Source organism: Zestomonas insulae (assembly GCF_016901015.1).
GTDB lineage: Bacteria > Pseudomonadota > Gammaproteobacteria > Pseudomonadales > Pseudomonadaceae > Aquipseudomonas > Aquipseudomonas insulae.
On the sequence record NZ_JAFEUP010000002.1, the window covers coordinates 601,811 to 619,322 of the forward strand.

Consider the following 17,512-nt stretch of genomic DNA (forward strand, 5'->3'; position numbering starts at 1 on the left):
GGAGAGGGGACCGGACTGGTGTCGAGGTCAGGCACTTCGCGGACCTGCTCCCGCCGGGAGAGGGTTGGGCGGCCCACGTAGGGTGAGGGCAGGCGACTCCCCTGATCAACGGCCTTGAGACCCGCTGCACACGGCACCATAGTGGGCAGCATGGCCCCGACTTCCGCGTCCCCCGATCTCGGCGCCGCCCTGGATGGTTTCCATCCGGCGGTTGTCGCCTGGTTCAACGCCAGCTTCGCTTCGCCGACCGCTGCCCAGGCCGCCGCCTGGCCGGCGATCCGTAGCGGACGCTCGACCCTGGTCGCCGCGCCGACCGGCTCGGGCAAGACCCTCACGGCTTTTCTCGCCGCCATCGACGAACTGGTCCACGAGGGCCTGGCGCATAACGGCGCGCTGCCGGATCGCTGCAGCGTGGTGTATGTCTCGCCGCTCAAGGCGCTGTCCAACGACATTCGCATCAACCTCGAGCAACCGCTCGCCGGCATCCGTGCCGAACTCGAGCGCCTCGGCCTGCCCGACGTCGACATCCGCACCGCGGTGCGCACCGGCGACACCAGCCAGGTCGAGCGCGGCGCGATGCGCAAGCGCGCGCCGCACATCCTGGTGACCACCCCGGAATCGCTGTACGTGCTGCTCGGTTCGGCCTCCGGGCGGGCAATGCTCAAGGACTGCCGCAGCCTGATCGTCGACGAAATCCACGCCATCGCCGGCAGCAAGCGCGGCAGCCACCTGATGCTCAGCGCCGAGCGCCTGGAGGCGTTGTGCGGCCGTTCGCTGCTGCGCATCGGCCTGTCCGCCACGCAGAAACCGATCGACGCCGTTGCCGACTTCCTCATGGGCCGCCAGGGCGAGCTGCCCAGCGCCGAGCCACGGGAGACGCCGATTCACGGCAGTCGCGACTGCGCGATCATCGATATCGGCCACAGTCGGGCCCGCGACCTGGCCATCGAGGTGCCGCCGGTGCCGCTCGAGGCGGTGATGAGCAATCAGGCCTGGGAGAGCGTCTACGACCGCCTCGCCGAGCTGGTGCGCGGCCACCGCACCACGCTGGTGTTCGTCAACACCCGGCGGCTGGCCGAGCGCGCCAGTCGCCACCTGTCCGAGCGCCTCGGTGAGGCGGCGGTCGCCGCGCACCACGGCAGCCTGGCCAAGGAGCTGCGCCTGGATGCCGAGCAGCGCCTCAAACGCGGCGAGCTGCAGGTGCTGGTGGCCACCGCCTCGCTGGAGCTGGGCATCGACATCGGCGACGTCGAGCTGGTCTGCCAGCTCGGTTCGCCGCGCAGCATCGCCGGCTTCCTGCAGCGCGTCGGGCGTTCCGGACACAGCGTCGGCGGGTTGCCCAAGGGCCGCCTGTTCCCGCAGTCGCGCGACGACCTGATCGAGTGCGCCGCCTTGCTCGATTGCGTACGGCGCGGCGAGCTGGACGCGCTGCGTATTCCCCGCGCGCCGCTCGACGTGCTGGCCCAGCAGATCGTCGCCGAAGTGGCCTGCCAGGAGTGGGGAGAGGACGCCCTGTACCGCCTGCTGACCCGCGCCATGCCCTACGCCGACTTGCCGCGGACGAGCTTCGACGCGCTGCTCAAGACCCTCGCCGAAGGCTACAGCGGTCGGCGCGGAGTGCGTGCCGCCTACCTGCACCGCGATGCGGTGAACCGCCGCCTGCGTGGCCGGCGTGGCGCCGGGCTGACCGCACTGACCTCCGGCGGCACCATCCCCGAGACCGGCGACTACAGCGTGCTGCTCGAGCCGCAGGGGCAAAGCATTGGCACGGTCAACGAGGACTTCGCCGTGGAAAGCCTGGCTGGCGACGTGTTCCAGCTCGGCAACCAGTCCTATCGCATCCTTCGCGTCGAGCCGGGGCGGGTGCGCGTCGAGGACGCCCATGGCATGCCGCCGAGCATTCCGTTCTGGCTCGGCGAGGCGCCGGGGCGCACCGACGAGCTGTCCGCCGGGGTGGCGCGCTTGCGCGAGGAGATCGAACAGCGATTGGGCGCGGACAGCGCTCTAGGTGGGAGCGAATTCATTCGCGATGCCGGCAGCGCTGAGGCCGCCCCGATCGCGGATGAATCCGCTCCTACGCGTGGCCCTGGGGAGACGATGCTGGCGGACGGCGTGCACCTGACCGCCGCCATCGCCTGGCTCACCGATGACCTCGGCCTTGCCGAGCCGGCCGCGCAGCAGATCGTCGAGTACCTGGCGCGCGCCCGCGTCGCGCTGGGCGCCTTGCCAACCCAGCGACGGTTGGTGATGGAGCGCTTCTTCGACGAGTCCGGCGGCATGCAGCTGATCATCCATTCGCCGTTCGGCAGCCGCCTCAACAAGGCCTGGGGCCTGGCGCTGCGCAAGCGTTTCTGCCGCAGCTTCAACTTCGAATTGCAGGCGGCGGCTACCGAGGACGCGCTGATCCTCTCGCTGTCCACCAGCCACAGCTTCCCGCTCGACGAGGTGTGGCGCTACCTGCACTCGAACACCGCCGAGCAGGTGCTGGTCCAGGCGCTGCTCGATGCGCCGCTGTTCGGCGTGCGCTGGCGCTGGAACGCTTCCACCGCGCTGGCCCTGCCGCGCTTCTCGGCGGGCCGCAAAGTGGCGCCGCAGTTGCAGCGCATGCGCAGCGAGGACCTGCTGGCGGCAGTGTTCCCCGACCAGGTGGCGTGCCAGGAGAACCTGGTCGGCGAGCGCGAGATTCCCGAGCATCCGCTGGTCGCGCAGACCCTCGATGATTGCCTGCACGAGGCGATGGACGCCGAGGCCTGGCTGGCCCTGCTGCGGCGCATGGAACGTGGCGAGGTACAGCTGCTCGCCCGCGACCTGCCGGCGCCCTCGGCGCTCGCCAGCGAAATCCTCACCGCGCGGCCCTATGCCTACCTCGACGACGCGCCGCTGGAAGAACGACGCACCCAGGCGGTGCAGAGTCGGCGCTGGAGCGATCCGACGGCGAGCGACGACCTCGGCGCGCTGGACCCCGAGGCCATCGTCGCGGTGGCCGAGGAAGCCTGGCCGGAGGCGCGCAACCTCGACGAGATGCACGAGGCGTTGATGGCGCTGGCCGCCATCACCCCGGCGGAAGCCGCCGCACAACCGGATTGGGCGGAATGGCTGGCGCAACTGGCCAAGGGCAAGCGTGCCGCCTGCCTGCAGCAGGACGGTCACCCGCTGCTGTGGCTGGCCGCCGAGCGCCTCAGTCAGTGGCAGGCGCTGCTGCCGGAAGCCCTGGCGCAGCCGACGATCAGCGCGCCGGCCGGCTACGACCAGGCTTGGGAGGCCGACGCGGCGGCGGTCGAGGTGGTCCGTGCGCGCCTGTCCGGCTTCGGCCCGCTGCCATTGGCGCGCCTGGCCGCCGACCTGCAGCTGGCGGCGCCACGCGTGCAGTCCGCCTTGCTCGCCCTGGAGCGCGAAGGGTATGTGCTGCGCGGCCGCTTCACGCCAGGTGCGGGCGAGGAGGAGTGGTGCGAGCGCCACCTGCTCGCGCGCATTCACCGCTACACCGTGCGGCGCCTGCGCCGCGAGATCGAACCGGTGGAGCGTGCCGATTTCATGCGCTTTCTGTTCGACTGGCAGCGCGTGGCGCCGAGCAGCCAGGTGCGCGGGGTCGAGGCGCTGGCCGGGGTGCTCGGCCAGCTGGAGGGCTTCCAGGCGGCGGCCGGCGCCTGGGAGAGCGAGATCCTGCCGAGCCGGGTGGCCGACTACGGCATCACCTGGCTGGACGACCTGTGCCGCGCCGGCCGCCTGCTCTGGTGTCGGCTCGCGGGACGGCCAGTTGGACGGCCATCCTCAGGCCGCAACCACGCAAGCAGCGGGCCGCTGCGCAGTACGCCGATCGTGCTGCTGCCGCGGCGCGGTCTGGGGCTGTGGCGCAGCTGCGTGGGTGCGGCGCCGAGCATCGAGCCTTCGCCCCGGGCCGAGCGCGTGCGCCAGGCGCTGCTCACCCACGGTGCGCTGTTCTTCGACGAGCTGATGGACGATGCGCACCTGCTGCGCAGCGAACTGGAGGATGCCCTCGGCGAACTGGTCAGTCTCGGTCTTGTGCACGCCGACAGCTTCGCCGGGCTGCGCTCGCTGTTGCTGCCGGCGGCCAAGCGCAGCCGCACCGACCGGCGTGCGCGGGCCGCGCTGACCAGCCTGCAGGACGCCGGACGCTGGGCGCTGCTGCGTAGTCGTGGCGAGGCGGAGGCGGGCGACGGGGTGCCGGCCGAGGCGCTGGAGCATATCGCGCGCACCCTGCTGCGCCGCTACGGCGTGGTCTGCTGGCGGCTGCTCGAACGCGAGGCCGACTGGCTGCCGTCCTGGCGCGAGCTGTTGCGGGTCTATCACCGTCTGGAGGCGCGCGGCGAGATTCGTGGCGGACGCTTCGTCGCCGGGCTGTCCGGCGAGCAGTTCGCCTTGCCGGAAGCGGTCGGCCTGCTCCGCGAGGTGCGCAAGCGCCCGGCGGATGGCACGTTGATCGGCCTGTCGGCGAGCGATCCGCTCAACCTGCTCGGTACCGTGCTGAACGGCAGCAAGGTGCCGGCGCTGGTCGGCAATCGCCTGTTGTTCCGTGATGGGGTGCCGGTGGCCACGCTGGTGGCCGGCAAGGTGCAGTTGCTGCAGGCGGCCGATGCGTTCACCGCCGGCGAGTGGCAGGCGGCGCTGATCCGCCAGCCGAGTGCGGCGCCGCGGGGTGCGCGGCGCGCAGTGACGCTGCGCTAAAGCCCTGCAGCCCCGCGGTACAGGCCGACGGTGCTGCAGGGCGCGCGCCGTGCGATCAGAAGTGGTACTTGACGATCGCCTGTACCGCGGTCTGATCGAAGCCGTCGGTGGAGCCGTCGATCGGCTTCACGCCGTACTTGTTGTGCCACATGTTCAGCTCGGTGCCGACGTACAGCTTGCGGCCTTCGCCGAAGAATTCCTTGCCGGCATCCCACTTGATCTGGATCGACGAGCCGACCGAGGTCTGGGTGTTGGCTTCGTCCGACGGCGAGCGCCAGTCGACGAAACCGTCGACCACGAAGTCCTGATCGCCGACGGCGAACGGGTAGGCGCCGGCGACGGTGAGCTGGGTGGCGTAGCCGTTGCTGTTGCTGTCGGCGAAGAACACCTGGTTGTTGATCTTCACCTGGTACAGGTTGGTCTGCAGGAAGGCGAAGCCCGGTACGTTCCAGTCCAGGCCGATGCCGTACAGGTAGTTCTCGGTGCCGGGGCCGCCGTCGCCTTTCTCCAGGGTGAAGGCGGCTTTGACGTCCTTGATCGGGCCGGCGGCGAGGTTCTGCCCGGTCAGCCAGGACAGGCTCACGCGCGGCGAGAATTCCATGTAGTAGAAGCTGTTCTTCTCGTGCTGGCGGAAGGTGCCGTTGTCGAAGCTGCCCCGGTACTGGCTGTTGTCGGCGCGGATGTAGTCGAGGAAGTAGAACACGTCGCCCCACGCCCAGCCGCTGGCATGTTCGAAGGTGAAGGTGGTCTGGGTGCGCTGCTCTTCATCGTTGAAGTTCATGCGCTGGAAGTTCTCGCCGTACAGGTAGGTCAGGCTGTTGTCCTGCCATTGCAGCATGTCGCCGGCCATCGCTTGCGCGCTGGAAGCCAGGCCGCCCGCCAACATCAGGGTGGTCACGAAACGGTTCATCGAAGTGGATCTCCAGGTTGGTGTTGTTATGAGTGGGGCAAACACAACGCAGCCGCGGTCCGTCGCATCTGGCGCAAGGCGTCAGATGGGCTGGACCAGCAGCAACGAATTCGGAGAGGAGAGCGATTGGCCGGAGTCGCGACGCGAGCGGTTGCGATAGCCAGGTGCGCGGGCGAGTGCGCGCAATGCATGTGGGGTCATCTGTCAGCCTGCCGTTTGTTGTTATTCGGTCGTGGGCTTACCGCTGGCCGTGAACGGGCAGCGCCGGCAACGTCAAAAGTTGTCCGGAAAGTCAGGTTGGACCGACTATAACAATATGTGCACAGCATGGGTAACAATTTGTTAGCGCATTGTGCACATTTATTCAGGCAGGGAAGCGCGAGGAGGAGCGACGAAAACAGCCAGGGCGGGATAGACCCGCCCTGCCTTTACCAACTGTCGGTGGCGCGGCGCTTTAGTGGCTGTGGCTGCCGCAGAGGTGCTGGCGGTCCTGGCCGCACATGTTGAACAGCAGGTTCAGCGCCACCGCCCAGATCGAGGTCATGGCGATGCCGCTGTGGGTGATCGGTTCCAGCCAGTGCGGCAGGTTGGCGAAGAAGTCCGGACGCACCACCGGGACCATGCCCATGCCGATGCTCACGGCGATCAGCAGCTGATTGCGGCGGTCGCCGATGTCGGCCTCCTGAAGGATGCGGATGCCGCTGGAGGCGACCATGCCGAACATGGCGATGCCGGCGCCGCCAAGCACCGCCGGTGGAATCGAGGCGACCAGGAAGGCCACCTTCGGCACCAGGCTGAAGCCGATCAGCAGCACCCCGGCGGTGGCGGTGACGTAGCGGCTGCGCACGCCGGTCATCTGCACCAGGCCGATGTTCTGGGCGAACGAGGAGTGGGTGAAGGTGTTGAAGAAGCCGGCGAAGAACGACGCGCCGGCATCGCAGAGCAGGCCACGGCGCAGGCGCTGCGGGCTGATCTCGGTGTCGGTGACCTTGCCGAGGGCGAGGAACATGCCGGTCGACTCGACGAAGATGATCACCACCACCAGACACATGGCGAGCACCGGCGCGAGGTGGAATTCCGGCACGCCGAAGTGCAGCGGGGTGACCACGTCGAACCATGGCCGGCTGTCCATGCCGCCCAGGTCGACCATGCCGAAGCAGGCGGCCAGCAGGTAGCCGAGACCGAGGCCGAGCAGCACCGAGATGTTCACCCACAGGCCGGTCATGAAGCGGCTGATCAGCAGGATGGTGAGCAGCACCACCGAGGAGAGGATGAGGAATTCCGGGGCGCCGTAGTGGCTGCCGGCCTCGCTGCCGCCGCCGGCCCAGTTGATCGCCACCGGGAACAGGCTCATGCCGATCGAGGTGATCACCGTGCCGGTCACCAGCGGCGGGAAGAAGCGCACGATGCGGCTCATGAACGGAGCGATGAGCATGCCGAACAGGCCGGCGGCGATGGTCGCGCCGAAGATGCCGTTGATGCCGACGCCGGGCATGCCGGCCATCACCACCATGCTGCCGACCGCGGCGAAGCTGGCGCCCATCATCACCGGCATGCGGATGCCGATCGGCCCGAGGCCGAGCGACTGCACCAGGGTGGCGATGCCGGCGACCAGCAGGTCGGCGTTGATCAGGAAGGCGATTTCTTCGCGGGACAGGCCGGCGGCCTGGCCGACGATCAGCGGCACAGCGACGGCGCCACCGTACATCAGTAGGACGTGCTGGAAACCAACCAGCAGCAGTTGCAGCAGCGGCAGGCGCTGATCCACGGGCGATGGAGCGAGACGGCCTGGGATAGCCTCGGACATGCAGCACCTCGATTGTTGTTCTTGTCAGTCGTGGTGGCCGCTCCGGCACAGAGCAGCCATGGCTGACCGGGGCGACGCGGCGGGGTGCTGAGCTTTATACGCAGGATGTGTAGTGGATTCAAACTGTTTTTGTATACAAGATTGCTGGCAAAAGCATGGCAGGTCGCGCTGTTCTTTCGCCCCTCGCCGGCCTGGTTGGCCGGCCAGAATGGCGGTTCAGCCTTGCAGCGCAGCGATCAGTTCGGCGCTGCTGAGGATCGCGTGGGCGTAGGTCGGCCCGTTGATCTCGTGGGCGGCGTGCATGGCCTCCGGCGAGAAGGCGGCGGTGGCGTCGCGCACCAGGGTGACGTGGTAGCCCAGCTCGGCGCCGTACTTGCCGGTGGACTCGATGCAGGTGTTGGCCAGCATGCCGACCAGGATCACCTGCTGGATGCCGTGCTGTTTGAGCTGCAGGTCGAGGTCGGTGTTGGCGAAGCCGCTGCCGCCCCAATGTTCCTGCACCACCACGTCGCCGGCTTGCGGCTGGAAGTTCGGGTGCCATTCGCCACCCCAGCTGTCCACGGCGAACACCTGCGCGCGGCTGGCGCCGAGCTGGTAGGGGCTGGGGTGCTTCCACGCGGCGAAGTCGTCGGGGCGCGCGCGGTGGTGCGGTACGTAGAAGATCTGCAGCTGCGCAGCGCGCACCGCGCTCACCACCGCACGCAGGTTGGCCAGGGTGTTCACCGCATCGGCCACCGGTTTGGCCCGCGCGTTGAGCTTGCCGCCTTCACTGAGGAAGTCGTTGTAGGGATCGACCAGCAGCAGGGCGGTGTGGTCGCGGGAATAGCGAGGTGCAGACATGGTCGGCGGCTCCTGGGGTAGGGGGATCAGCTCGGGCAACGCGTACCGCCCAGCTCGACACGGCCGAAGCGGCTGCCGGCGTCCAGCGGGGTGATTGCCAGCAAGTGGTCGAGGCGGATTTCCAGCGGGCCGTCGGCGCCCCGCAGGCAGAGGAATTCTTCCTTCGCCGCATTGGTGCGGGTGGTCAGCGCCTGGGCTTCGAGGGTGCTGCCGTCGGTCAGCTCGACCTTCAGCCGATAGCCATACAGGCAGGCGACTTCGAGGTGGTCGTACAGCTCGCAGGCCAGCGGTTGATAGGGCTGCATGGGCGGCTCCGGAAATCTCTCGCAGTAAATGGAACGAGCGTACGGTTGCCGGGCAGTAGCGCGGCCAATTGTCGACTACGATCAGAATTCTCCCGGTGGGCAATCTCCGGGGATAGGTCGGCGGGCGCCTGTCTTGCCGGTAGTCCACATCCCTTGCAGCGAGCCTTCGGGAGTGTTTCCGCGGGCGCTGTGCGCCTCCCTGACGGAATTACTGTAGGAGGTGCAGGCCATGTCCGCACTCGGCATCCTTCATACGGCGCTCAGCCTGTTGCCGGTGATCGTCGGCGCCTACGGTTTCTGTCGCGACGGCCGCATCGCCCCGGCGCTGCGCCTGGGCAACTGGTACCTGTACGGCATGCTCGCCTCGGTGGTCACCTCGTTCGGCCTGTCCAGCAGCGGCGGCTTCAATGTCGGCCACGCGCTGGGCCTGGTCGCCCTGGCGGCGATTCTGGTCGGGCGCTACGCCGACCAAATGACCTGGCTGGGCAACGGCCGGCCCTACCTGGAGGTCGCCAGCATGACCTTCAGCTACTTCGTGCTGATGATCCCTGGCCTCAACGAAACCCTGTCCCGCGTGCCGCCCGGTGACCCCATCGGGCACGGGCCGGACTCGCCGGCGGTGCAGACTGCGCTGCTGATCGCCGTGGCGATCTTCCTCATCGGTCTCACCTACCAGATGCTCAAGTTACGTTCGCGGCGTCTTGCCGCAGCTTCCCCGGCCCGCCTGCATCACTGAACTGCCATTCCTATCCATTCATACGGAGAGCGCTTCATGAGCACCATTACCACCCGCGATGGAACCCAGATTTATTACAAGGACTGGGGCAAAGGTCAGCCCGTGGTCTTCAGCCATGGCTGGCCGTTGAACGGCGATAGCTGGGAGTCGCAGATGTTCTTCCTGGCCGGCCACGGCTACCGCGTAATTGCCCACGACCGCCGTGGCCACGGGCGCTCCAGCCAGCCGTGGGACGGCAACGAGATGGATACCTACGCCGACGACCTGGCGGAGCTGATCGAGCACCTCGACCTGAGGAACGCCGCGCTGTTCGGCTTTTCCACCGGCGGCGGCGAAGTAGCGCGCTACATTGGCCGCCACGGCACCGGACGGGTGGCCAAGGCCGGGCTGATTTCCGCCGTGCCACCGTTGATGCTGAAGACCGACGCCAACCCCGGCGGCCTGCCCATCGAAGTGTTCGACGGCATCCGCGCCGGCTCGGTGGCCGACCGTTCGCAGCTGTACAAGGACATCGCCAGCGGGCCGTTCTACGGCTTCAACCGCGACGGCGCGAAGGTCTCCCAGGGGATGATCGACGCGTTCTGGATGCAGGGCATGATGGCCGGGCACAAGAGTGCCTACGACTGCATCAAGGCGTTCTCGGAAACCGATTTCACCGAGGACCTGAAGAAGTTCGACGTGCCGACCCTGGTGCTGCACGGCGACGACGACCAGATCGTGCCGATCGGCGCGGCGGGGCTGGCCTCCGCCAAGCTGATCAAGGACGCCAAGCTGGTGGTCTACCCCGGCGCGCCGCATGGCCTGACCGACACCCACAAGGACCAGCTCAACGCCGATCTGCTGAGCTTTCTGCAGCGCTAGCGGCGCCTACCGATATCCAACGTGGCCGGATGGTCGGCAGCGTTGGGTATCGTCGCTGCGCGTCTCAACCCAACCTACGCAATCACACGCCGCGCACCTCCCGAAGGGCGCGGCGTTGTTTTGTGCGGACGAAAAAAAGCCCGCACAAGGCGGGCTTTGAAATCTGGCCGGACCGGGGAAAGCTCCTGCCAGTCGTGGGACTGTTACTGGGTGCGGGCGCCCTGGGCGATCCACTGACCGATCAGCTGACGCTCTTCGGCGGTCATCTGTGTGATGTTGCCCAGCGGCATGATCTGCGAAGCCACGGCCTGCGCCTGGATCTTCGGCGCCAGTTGCTGGATCTGCTGCGGCGTATCGAGCATCACCCCGGCCGGCGCGCTGCTGAACATCGGGCTGGTCGGCTTGGCCGAATGGCAGACCGCGCAGCGCTCTTGGATCACGCTGTGCACCTTCTCGAAGTCGGCACCGCCAGTCTGCGCCTGGGCTTGAGCCGGCGCTTCGGCAGCCGGCTTGGCGGCTTCCTCGGCTTTCAGCTGGGCGGCGGTCTTGCCACCCACGGCGGTCGCCGGCAGCGGCTGGTACTGCGGCGCGGCCTGAGCGGCCGGGTTGCTTTCCACCGGTTTCGGGCCGGTGACGAAGGCCAGGCAGAGCATGCCGACGGCGGCGGCCGGCAGGGTCCAGGCGAACTTGTTGCTGTCGTGGCGGGTGTTGAAGTAGTGGCGGACCAGCACGGCGAGGATCGCGATACCGGCGAGGATCAGCCAGTTGTACTCACTGCCGTAGGTGCTCGGGAAGTGGTTGCTGATCATGATGAACAGCACCGGCAGGGTGAAGTAGTTGTTGTGGCGCGAACGCAGCAGGCCCTTGGCCGGCAGCGCTGGGTCGGGGGTGGTGTTGGTCTCGATCGCCTTAACCAGCGCACGCTGCGCCGGCATGATGATGCGGAACACGTTGCCGACCATGATGGTGCCGATCAGCGCACCGGTGTGGATGTACGCGCCACGGCCGCTGAAGATGTGCGTATAGCCCCAGCAGGAGAGGATGATCAGGATGAACAGCACCAGGCCGAGCAGGGCGGGTTTCTGGCCGAGCGGCGAGTCGCACAGCAGGTCGTAGACCAGCCAGCCGATCAGCAGCGAACCGAAGCCGATGGCCACGGCAGCGCCGCCGGCCAGCTCAACGCCGGGCTTGATCAGGTACAGGCTGGGGTTGAGGTAGTAGACCACCATCAACAGGGCGACACCCGACATCCAGGTGAAGTACGCCTCCCATTTGAACCAGTGCAGGTTGTCCGGCATCTTCGGCGGCGCCAGCTTGTACTTCTCCAGGTGGTAGATACCGCCACCGTGGATCGCCCAAAGGTCACCGGACAGCCCTTCGCGCGGGTTGCTGCGATTGAGGTTGTTCTCCAGCCAGACGAAATAGAACGATGCGCCGATCCAGGCGATGCCCGTGATCATGTGAATCCAGCGGATACCCAGATTCAGCCACTCAGTCAGATGTGCTTCCACAGCCGTTTCCTCTTTACCCGTCGCCGACACGCCGGCTTCAGGGTCTTCTCTTATTGGTGGGGGTCGAGGAGCAGTACATCGCTCTCGGTAAAGAAATGCTCATCGCAGTTGTTGCCAGAACCACTGCGATCAACCACCAGGAAGTCATCCCGCTTTTCGATCGTCAGCACCGGGTGGTGCCAAACGCCGCGATGGTAATTAACGCCCTGCCTGCCATTGGTGAGGAAGGCACGGACCAAACCTGGCACAGGTGCATCGCCAACCGGCGCGACCACGACCAGAAAGGGGTTGCCGAGCAGCGGAATGAACGCCTGGCTGCCCAGCGGATGACGCTCCAGCATGCGAATGGTCAGCGGCATCTCGAGCTTTTCGGCGCGGAAGATGCTGATGATCGCCTTGTCCTCGGCCTGTGCGGTCTCCACCGTGGCCAGCTTGTGATAGCGGCGGGTGGAACCGTTGTTGATCATGAAGAAGTCGCTGTTGTCGGTTTCGATCACGTCACCGAAGGGGGCGAAGGCTTCTTTGCTCAAAGGCTCGATGGTCAGTTTGCGCATGCGGGTTCTGCTTGTTCGTTCGTTTTTTCTGCCTCTCCGTTTAGCGAAGAGGACCTCGGTACCGCTTTTGTAGGAGCGAATTCATTCGCGAAAAACATCGCGACTGAAGTCGCTCCTACCTGTCAGTACGCGCTTACTTCGCCACCTTGCCGAACAGGCGCAGACGGCTGACGCCACCGTCCGGGAACACGTTCAGGCGGATGTGGGTGATCGGGCCGAGCTTGGCGATCTGCTCGCTGAACTCGTGTTCGGCGTGCATCTGCAGCTTCTGGCTCGGCAGCAGTTCGCGCCAGAACAGGCTCTGGGTTTCGATCTGCGCGTCGGTGCCGCCTTTGACGAAGGCGCCCTGGATCGAGCAGCTGTCCGGGTAGTTGCCCTTGAAGTGCAGGGTGTCGACGACGATGCGTTCGATCTCGCCCGGATGGCCGAGGGCGACGATCACCCAGTCGTTACCCGGGGTGCGGCGGCGGGCGGTTTCCCAGCCATCGCCCATGTTGATGCCACGGCCCGGGTTGAGGATGTTGCTCATGCGGCCGAAGTGCTCGTCGGAGCAGGCCAGCGCGCGGCCACCGTTCAGCGCGGCGGCCAGGTCGACCTGCTCGTTGTCGCCGATGCTGCTCCAGTCGCGGAACGGCACGCCGTACACGCGCAGACGGGCGACACCGCCGTCCGGGTAGATGTTGAAACGCAGGTGGGTGAAAGCCTGCGCGTTGTTGATTTCGTGGTAGTGGTGATTGTTGCCCTGCAGGGTCACGGCCGGCAGCACTTCGGTCCACACGGTGGCGTCGGTCGGATCACCTTCGGCGACGAAGCAGGCTTCCAGCGAAGCCGACGGCGGGAAGTTGCCGGTGAAGAAGCTGGTGTCGATGTCCACGCCTTTGATCGAGCCTGGCACGCCGAGGCGGATCACCGCGCTGTCGTAGCCTTCGAAGCGCTTGCGGCGCGACTCCCAGCCGTCCATCCACTTGCCGTTGTCGTCGAACACGCCCTCCTTCCACACAGCCGGGGTCGGCTGGAACAGCCGGTTGACGTCGGCGAACCAGTCGTCAGTGACGGAGATGGCCTTGGTGCCGAGGCGGGCGTCGGCGAGGTTGACGTATTTCTCGAAAGGTACGGCGTAGGTTCTCATTGGACTCTTCTCGTGCGTGGGAGGGGCGGTGCCGGCGTGCAGTCAGAGTTGCTGCAGACGGAACAGCGCGATCTTGTTGATCTCGGCCAGGGCCGTGGCGAATTCCTGCTCCGGGGAGTTGTGAACGCGCTCCTCGAAGGCCGCCAGGATCTGGTGCCGGTTGCTGCCTTTCACCGCCTTGATGAAAGGAAAGCCGAACTTGGCCTTGTAGGCATCGTTGAGTTCGGTAAAGCGGGCGAATTCCTCGGCTGTGCACTCGTGGATGCCCGCGCCGGCCTGCTCCGAGGTTGAGGAGGCGGTAAGTTCACCGCGGATGGCTGCCTTGCCGGCCAGATCCGGGTGAGCGTTGATCAGTGCCAGCTGTGCTGCGTGGCTGGCACTGAGCAGGATGTCGGCCATGCGCTGATGCAGGCCGTCGATGTCATTCAGGCTATCGTCGACGCCACGGTCATAGGCCTGTTCGGCGACCCACGGCGAATGCTCGTAGATGTCGGCGAAGGCGGCGACGAACGCATCGCGGCTCAGGCTGGACGGGGTCAGGGTCTGGAAGCGGCTCATTTCGCGCTCTCCGCTTTGAAGGGGTGGGTGGCGTGCCAGTGGCGGGCGATGTCGTCGCGGCGGGCGATCCAGACTTTCTCGTGGCTCTGCACGTATTCGATGAAGCGCGCCAGCGAAGCCAGGCGAGCCGGACGGCCGAGCAGGCGGCAGTGCATGCCGATCGAGAGCATCTTCGGCGCGCCTTCGACGCCTTCGGCGTACAGCACATCGAAGGCGTCCTTCAGGTATTCGAAGAAGTCGTCGCCCTTGTTGAAGCCCTGCACCTGGGTGAAGCGCATGTCGTTGGTGTCCAGGGTGTAGGGGATCACCAGATGCGGTTTTTCCGGCGTGCTGGCCGGGTCCCAGTAGGGCAGGTCGTCGTCGTAGGTGTCCGAGTCATACAGGAAGCCACCTTCCTCCATGACGATGCGGCGGGTGTTCGGGCCGGTGCGCCCGGTGTACCAGCCGACCGGGCGCTCGCCGGTCAGTTCGGTGAGGATGCGGATCGCCTCGAGCATGTGCTCGCGCTCCTGCTGCTCATCCATGTACTGGTAGTCGATCCAGCGGTAGCCGTGGCTGCAGATCTCGTGGCCGGCGGCGACCATCGCCTTGATCACGTCCGGGTGGCGCTGCGCGGCCATGGCCACGGCGAACACGGTGAGCGGGATGTTGTGCTTCTGGAACAGCTTGAGCAGGCGCCACACGCCGACCCGGCTGCCGTACTCGTACAGCGACTCCATGCTCATGTGACGCACGCCCTGCAGCGGTTGCGCCGCGACCATCTCGGAGAGGAACGCCTCGGATTCCTTGTCGCCGTGCAGCACGCAACGCTCGCCACCTTCCTCGTAGTTGAGGACGAAGGACAGGGCAATGCGGGCGTCGCCCGGCCAGTGCGGATGGGGGGGGTTGTTGCCGTAGCCGATCAGGTCGCGGGGATAACTCACTGCGGTGTTCCTTTTATGTTCGTTGCGATCGCCGGGGCCGTCGAAGAGGTGTGCGGCGATCCGATGGAGTGATTGTATACAAAGTGAGTTGAGATTTGTAAATCGAAAATTTCGCTTTTTCCGCAGATCAGGGTTTAGCAAGTTTCTTGCCCATTTGGTCAGTTCTGCGAGCCAGGAGCGCCGTGCCTGTTGATCCGGGTGACTATTCATAGTGGGTCATGCCGACCGGTGGTGCGCCATAATAGGGCGGCAATATTGTGTACAATTAGTCTTAAAAATGTCTTATATTCGCTCGACAGCATGCTATGCTCGCTTTGCGCCGGGGCTTTCAAGCGGCCTCGCACCGAATTCAACCGACTAGAGGAGGTGTGGCATCACCGGGTTCGTTTGTCGAATGCGGATGCCCTGAAGCCATGGGACGTTTAACTACTCACGTACTGGATGCCGCGCACGGCTGCCCCGGCAGCGAGATCAAGGTCGAGCTGTATCGCATCGACGGCGCGCAACAGGAACTGGTCGCCACCGCGCTGACCAACCATGACGGCCGCCTGGACGCGCCGATCCTGCAGGGCGACACCTACCGCTCCGGGGTCTACCAGCTGCACTTCCACGCCGGCGACTACTACCGCGCCCGCGGCGTCGCGCTGCCCAACCCGGCCTTCCTCGACGTGGTGGTGCTGCGCTTCGGCATCGACGCCGGCCAGGAGCACTACCACGTGCCGCTGCTGATTTCGCCGTACAGCTATTCCACCTACCGCGGCAGCTAGACGCCGCGCAGGTCTCCCGACTCGTTACCCTCCGACTCATGAAGAGTCATTGCCCGCGCACACTGCGGGCTTTTTTATTCGTGGCAGGTCAGTTGTGCCGGCGGTACACCTTTGTAGGAGCGAATTTATTCGCGATTGGCAGCATGAGCGGCCGTTCTATCGCGAATGAATTCGCTCCTACAGGGGCGGAGCGAAAGCTCGGCCAGTATTGCACCGACTACTTTCCAAACTCTCTGGATCATTGCAGGAGAGCACTCATGCAAGCCGCAGACTTCATGCGCGAAGCCATCGCCCTGGCACGCGCCAATATCGCCGACGGTGGCCGCCCGTTCGGCGCCGTGCTGGTCCGCGACGGCCAGGTCATCGCCCGCGCCGTCAACACCATCCACCGCACCCAGGACCCCACCGCACACGCCGAGCTGCTGGCGATCCGCGAAGCCAGCCGGCTGCTCGACAGCCCGCGCCTGGACGGTTGCGAGATCTACGCCAGCGGTCATCCGTGCCCGATGTGCCTGGCGGCTATGCACCTGTGCGGCATCCAGGCGGCGTATTTCGCCTATTCCAACGACGACGGCGAGCCGTTCGGCCTGTCCACCGCGCGGGTCTATGCGGAAATGAGCCGCCCGCCGCTGCAGCAGTCGCTGCCGCTGCACCCGCTGCGACCGCAGGGCGAGGAGGGCCTGTACCAGGCCTGGCAACGGTATCGCGGATGACTGACGCCAAGCGTCCGGCCGGCGCTGTCGGCTGGCTCGGCCTGCTGGTCATCGTCGCCCTGGGCATCAACCTGCGACCGATCCTCACCTCGGTCGGTCCGCTGCTTACCGAAATCCGCGATGCTACCGGCTTGGGCTTCCAGGGCGCGTCGCTGATCACCGTGCTGCCGGTGCTGTGCATGGGCTTGTTCGCCCTGGCCTTGCCGTGGCTGGGGCGCTGGCTCGGCGAGTCGCGCGGCATGCTCGGCGGCCTGCTGGCGATTGCCGTGGCGTGCGTCTGGCGCCTGTTGCTCGATAGCGGCGTCGCGCTGATCGCCAGCGCGGTGCTGGCCGGCACCGGGGTGGCGATCATCCAGGCGCTGGTGCCGGGGGTGATCAAACGCTGGTTCCCCGACCGCGTGCCGTCGGCGATGGGTCTGTATTCCGCCTCGCTGATGGCCGGCGGCGGCACCGCGGCGGTGCTCGCGCCGATCGTCGCGGTGCGCTTCGAGCACTGGCAGAGCGGCCTGGGCATCTGGGCCATTCCGGCGCTGCTGGGCATCGCGCTGTGGTGGTGGCTGCGCCCGCGCGAAGTGCAGCCGAACAGCGCTGCTCCGGTCGGCGAGCACTGGTTCGCCAGCCGTCGCGCCTGGCTGCTGGCCCTGTACTTCGGCCTGATCAACGGTGGCTACACCAGCATGGTCGCCTGGCTGCCGCTGTATTACCGCCAGCTCGGCTGGAGCGCCGAGGGCAGCGGTCAGCTGATCGGCCTGATGACCATCTTCCAGGTGCTTGCCGCGCTCAGCGTGCCGCTGCTGATTCGTGGCAGCCTCGACCGGCGGCCCTGGCTGTGCCTGTGCCTGCTGATTCAACTCGGCGGCTTCGCCGGCCTGTTGCTGGCACCGCTGCAGGCCACCGCGCTGTGGGTCGCATTGATCGGCTACGGCCTCGGCGCCTGCTTCGCCCTGAGCCTGACGCTGACCCTCGATCACCTGCCCGATCCGCGCGCGGCCGGCAGTCTGGCGGCCTTCGTGCAGGGCATCGGCTTCATCATCACCGGGATCATTCCCTACATCACCGGTGCGCTGCGCGACCTGACTGGCGATTTCCAGGCCTCCTGGCTACTGCTCGCGGTGTGCGTGGTGCTGATGCTCGGGGTGACCCTGCGCTTCGTCCCGGAGGGTTACGCGCGGGCCATGCGCGGCGGGGCCTGAGGCCAGGCGGCGGGGGTTG

General features: G+C 66.6%; 15 protein-coding genes. 6 read left to right on the forward strand and 9 right to left on the reverse strand.

The window, feature by feature from the left end; genetic code table 11:
- Positions 1–150: 150 nt before the first annotated feature.
- Positions 151–4,686 carry a DEAD/DEAH box helicase gene (locus JQX08_RS08520; protein ID WP_205347939.1) on the forward strand — a complete coding sequence of 1,512 codons (4,536 nt, stop codon included), beginning with the start codon at positions 151–153 and terminating at the stop codon, positions 4,684–4,686.
- Positions 4,687–4,741: 55 nt separating this feature from the next.
- Here the strand turns inward: JQX08_RS08520 and JQX08_RS08525 are convergent, their stop codons facing one another.
- From JQX08_RS08525 to JQX08_RS08540, 4 genes are all read right to left on the reverse strand, one after another.
- Positions 4,742–5,596: an outer membrane protein OmpK gene (locus JQX08_RS08525; RefSeq protein WP_205347940.1), complete on the reverse strand. Its 855-nt coding sequence runs from the start codon at positions 5,594–5,596 to the stop codon at positions 4,742–4,744.
- 454 nt (positions 5,597–6,050) lie between these two features.
- Positions 6,051–7,403 carry a nucleobase:cation symporter-2 family protein gene (locus tag JQX08_RS08530; protein WP_205347941.1) on the reverse strand — a complete coding sequence of 451 codons (1,353 nt, stop codon included), beginning with the start codon at positions 7,401–7,403 and terminating at the stop codon, positions 6,051–6,053.
- 216 nt (positions 7,404–7,619) lie between these two features.
- Positions 7,620–8,243: a cysteine hydrolase family protein gene (locus JQX08_RS08535; RefSeq protein WP_205347942.1), complete on the reverse strand. Its 624-nt coding sequence runs from the start codon at positions 8,241–8,243 to the stop codon at positions 7,620–7,622.
- Between the two features lie 26 nt (positions 8,244–8,269).
- Positions 8,270–8,548, reverse strand: coding sequence for a Rho-binding antiterminator (locus tag JQX08_RS08540; protein WP_205347943.1), 279 nt, complete (start codon positions 8,546–8,548; stop codon positions 8,270–8,272).
- A 229-nt stretch (positions 8,549–8,777) separates the two neighbouring features.
- Between JQX08_RS08540 and JQX08_RS08545 the strand changes: the two genes are divergently transcribed.
- Both JQX08_RS08545 and JQX08_RS08550 read left to right on the forward strand, forming a co-directional pair.
- Positions 8,778–9,284, forward strand: coding sequence for a hypothetical protein (locus JQX08_RS08545; protein ID WP_205347944.1), 507 nt, complete (start codon positions 8,778–8,780; stop codon positions 9,282–9,284).
- 36 nt (positions 9,285–9,320) lie between these two features.
- Positions 9,321–10,145, forward strand: a complete 825-nt coding sequence (locus JQX08_RS08550; RefSeq protein ID WP_205347945.1) for an alpha/beta fold hydrolase — start codon at positions 9,321–9,323, stop codon at positions 10,143–10,145.
- A gap of 203 nt (positions 10,146–10,348) precedes the next feature.
- Here the strand turns inward: JQX08_RS08550 and JQX08_RS08555 are convergent, their stop codons facing one another.
- The 5 genes from JQX08_RS08555 to puuE form a co-directional block, all read right to left on the reverse strand.
- Positions 10,349–11,656 carry a urate hydroxylase PuuD gene (locus JQX08_RS08555; RefSeq protein WP_205347946.1) on the reverse strand — a complete coding sequence of 436 codons (1,308 nt, stop codon included), beginning with the start codon at positions 11,654–11,656 and terminating at the stop codon, positions 10,349–10,351.
- 50 nt (positions 11,657–11,706) lie between these two features.
- Positions 11,707–12,210, reverse strand: a complete 504-nt coding sequence (locus tag JQX08_RS08560) for an ureidoglycolate lyase (RefSeq protein WP_205347947.1) — start codon at positions 12,208–12,210, stop codon at positions 11,707–11,709.
- 133 nt (positions 12,211–12,343) lie between these two features.
- On the reverse strand, positions 12,344–13,339 hold the full coding sequence (gene alc, locus JQX08_RS08565) for an allantoicase (RefSeq protein ID WP_205347948.1): 996 nt from the start codon (positions 13,337–13,339) through the stop codon (positions 12,344–12,346).
- Positions 13,340–13,381: 42 nt separating this feature from the next.
- The gene (gene uraD / locus JQX08_RS08570) at positions 13,382–13,897 is read right to left on the reverse strand and encodes a 2-oxo-4-hydroxy-4-carboxy-5-ureidoimidazoline decarboxylase (protein WP_205347949.1); all 516 of its coding nucleotides are present in this window, start codon (positions 13,895–13,897) and stop codon (positions 13,382–13,384) included.
- A complete protein-coding gene (puuE, locus tag JQX08_RS08575; RefSeq protein WP_205347950.1) occupies positions 13,894–14,820 on the reverse strand; it encodes an allantoinase PuuE in 927 nt (308 codons plus the stop codon). The genes uraD and puuE overlap by 4 nt, the downstream gene beginning before the upstream one ends.
- Before the next feature lie 413 nt (positions 14,821–15,233).
- Between puuE and uraH the strand changes: the two genes are divergently transcribed.
- The 3 genes from uraH (at position 15,234) to JQX08_RS08590 (ending at position 17,493) form a co-directional block, all read left to right on the forward strand.
- Positions 15,234–15,587, forward strand: a complete 354-nt coding sequence (gene uraH / locus JQX08_RS08580; RefSeq protein WP_205347951.1) for a hydroxyisourate hydrolase — start codon at positions 15,234–15,236, stop codon at positions 15,585–15,587.
- Positions 15,588–15,844: 257 nt separating this feature from the next.
- Complete coding sequence (locus JQX08_RS08585) at positions 15,845–16,300, forward strand: nucleoside deaminase (protein ID WP_205347952.1); 456 nt, start codon at positions 15,845–15,847, stop codon at positions 16,298–16,300.
- Positions 16,297–17,493, forward strand: a complete 1,197-nt coding sequence (locus tag JQX08_RS08590; protein ID WP_205347953.1) for a CynX/NimT family MFS transporter — start codon at positions 16,297–16,299, stop codon at positions 17,491–17,493. Before JQX08_RS08585 ends, JQX08_RS08590 begins: the two co-directional genes overlap by 4 nt.
- Positions 17,494–17,512: the final 19 nt, after the last annotated feature.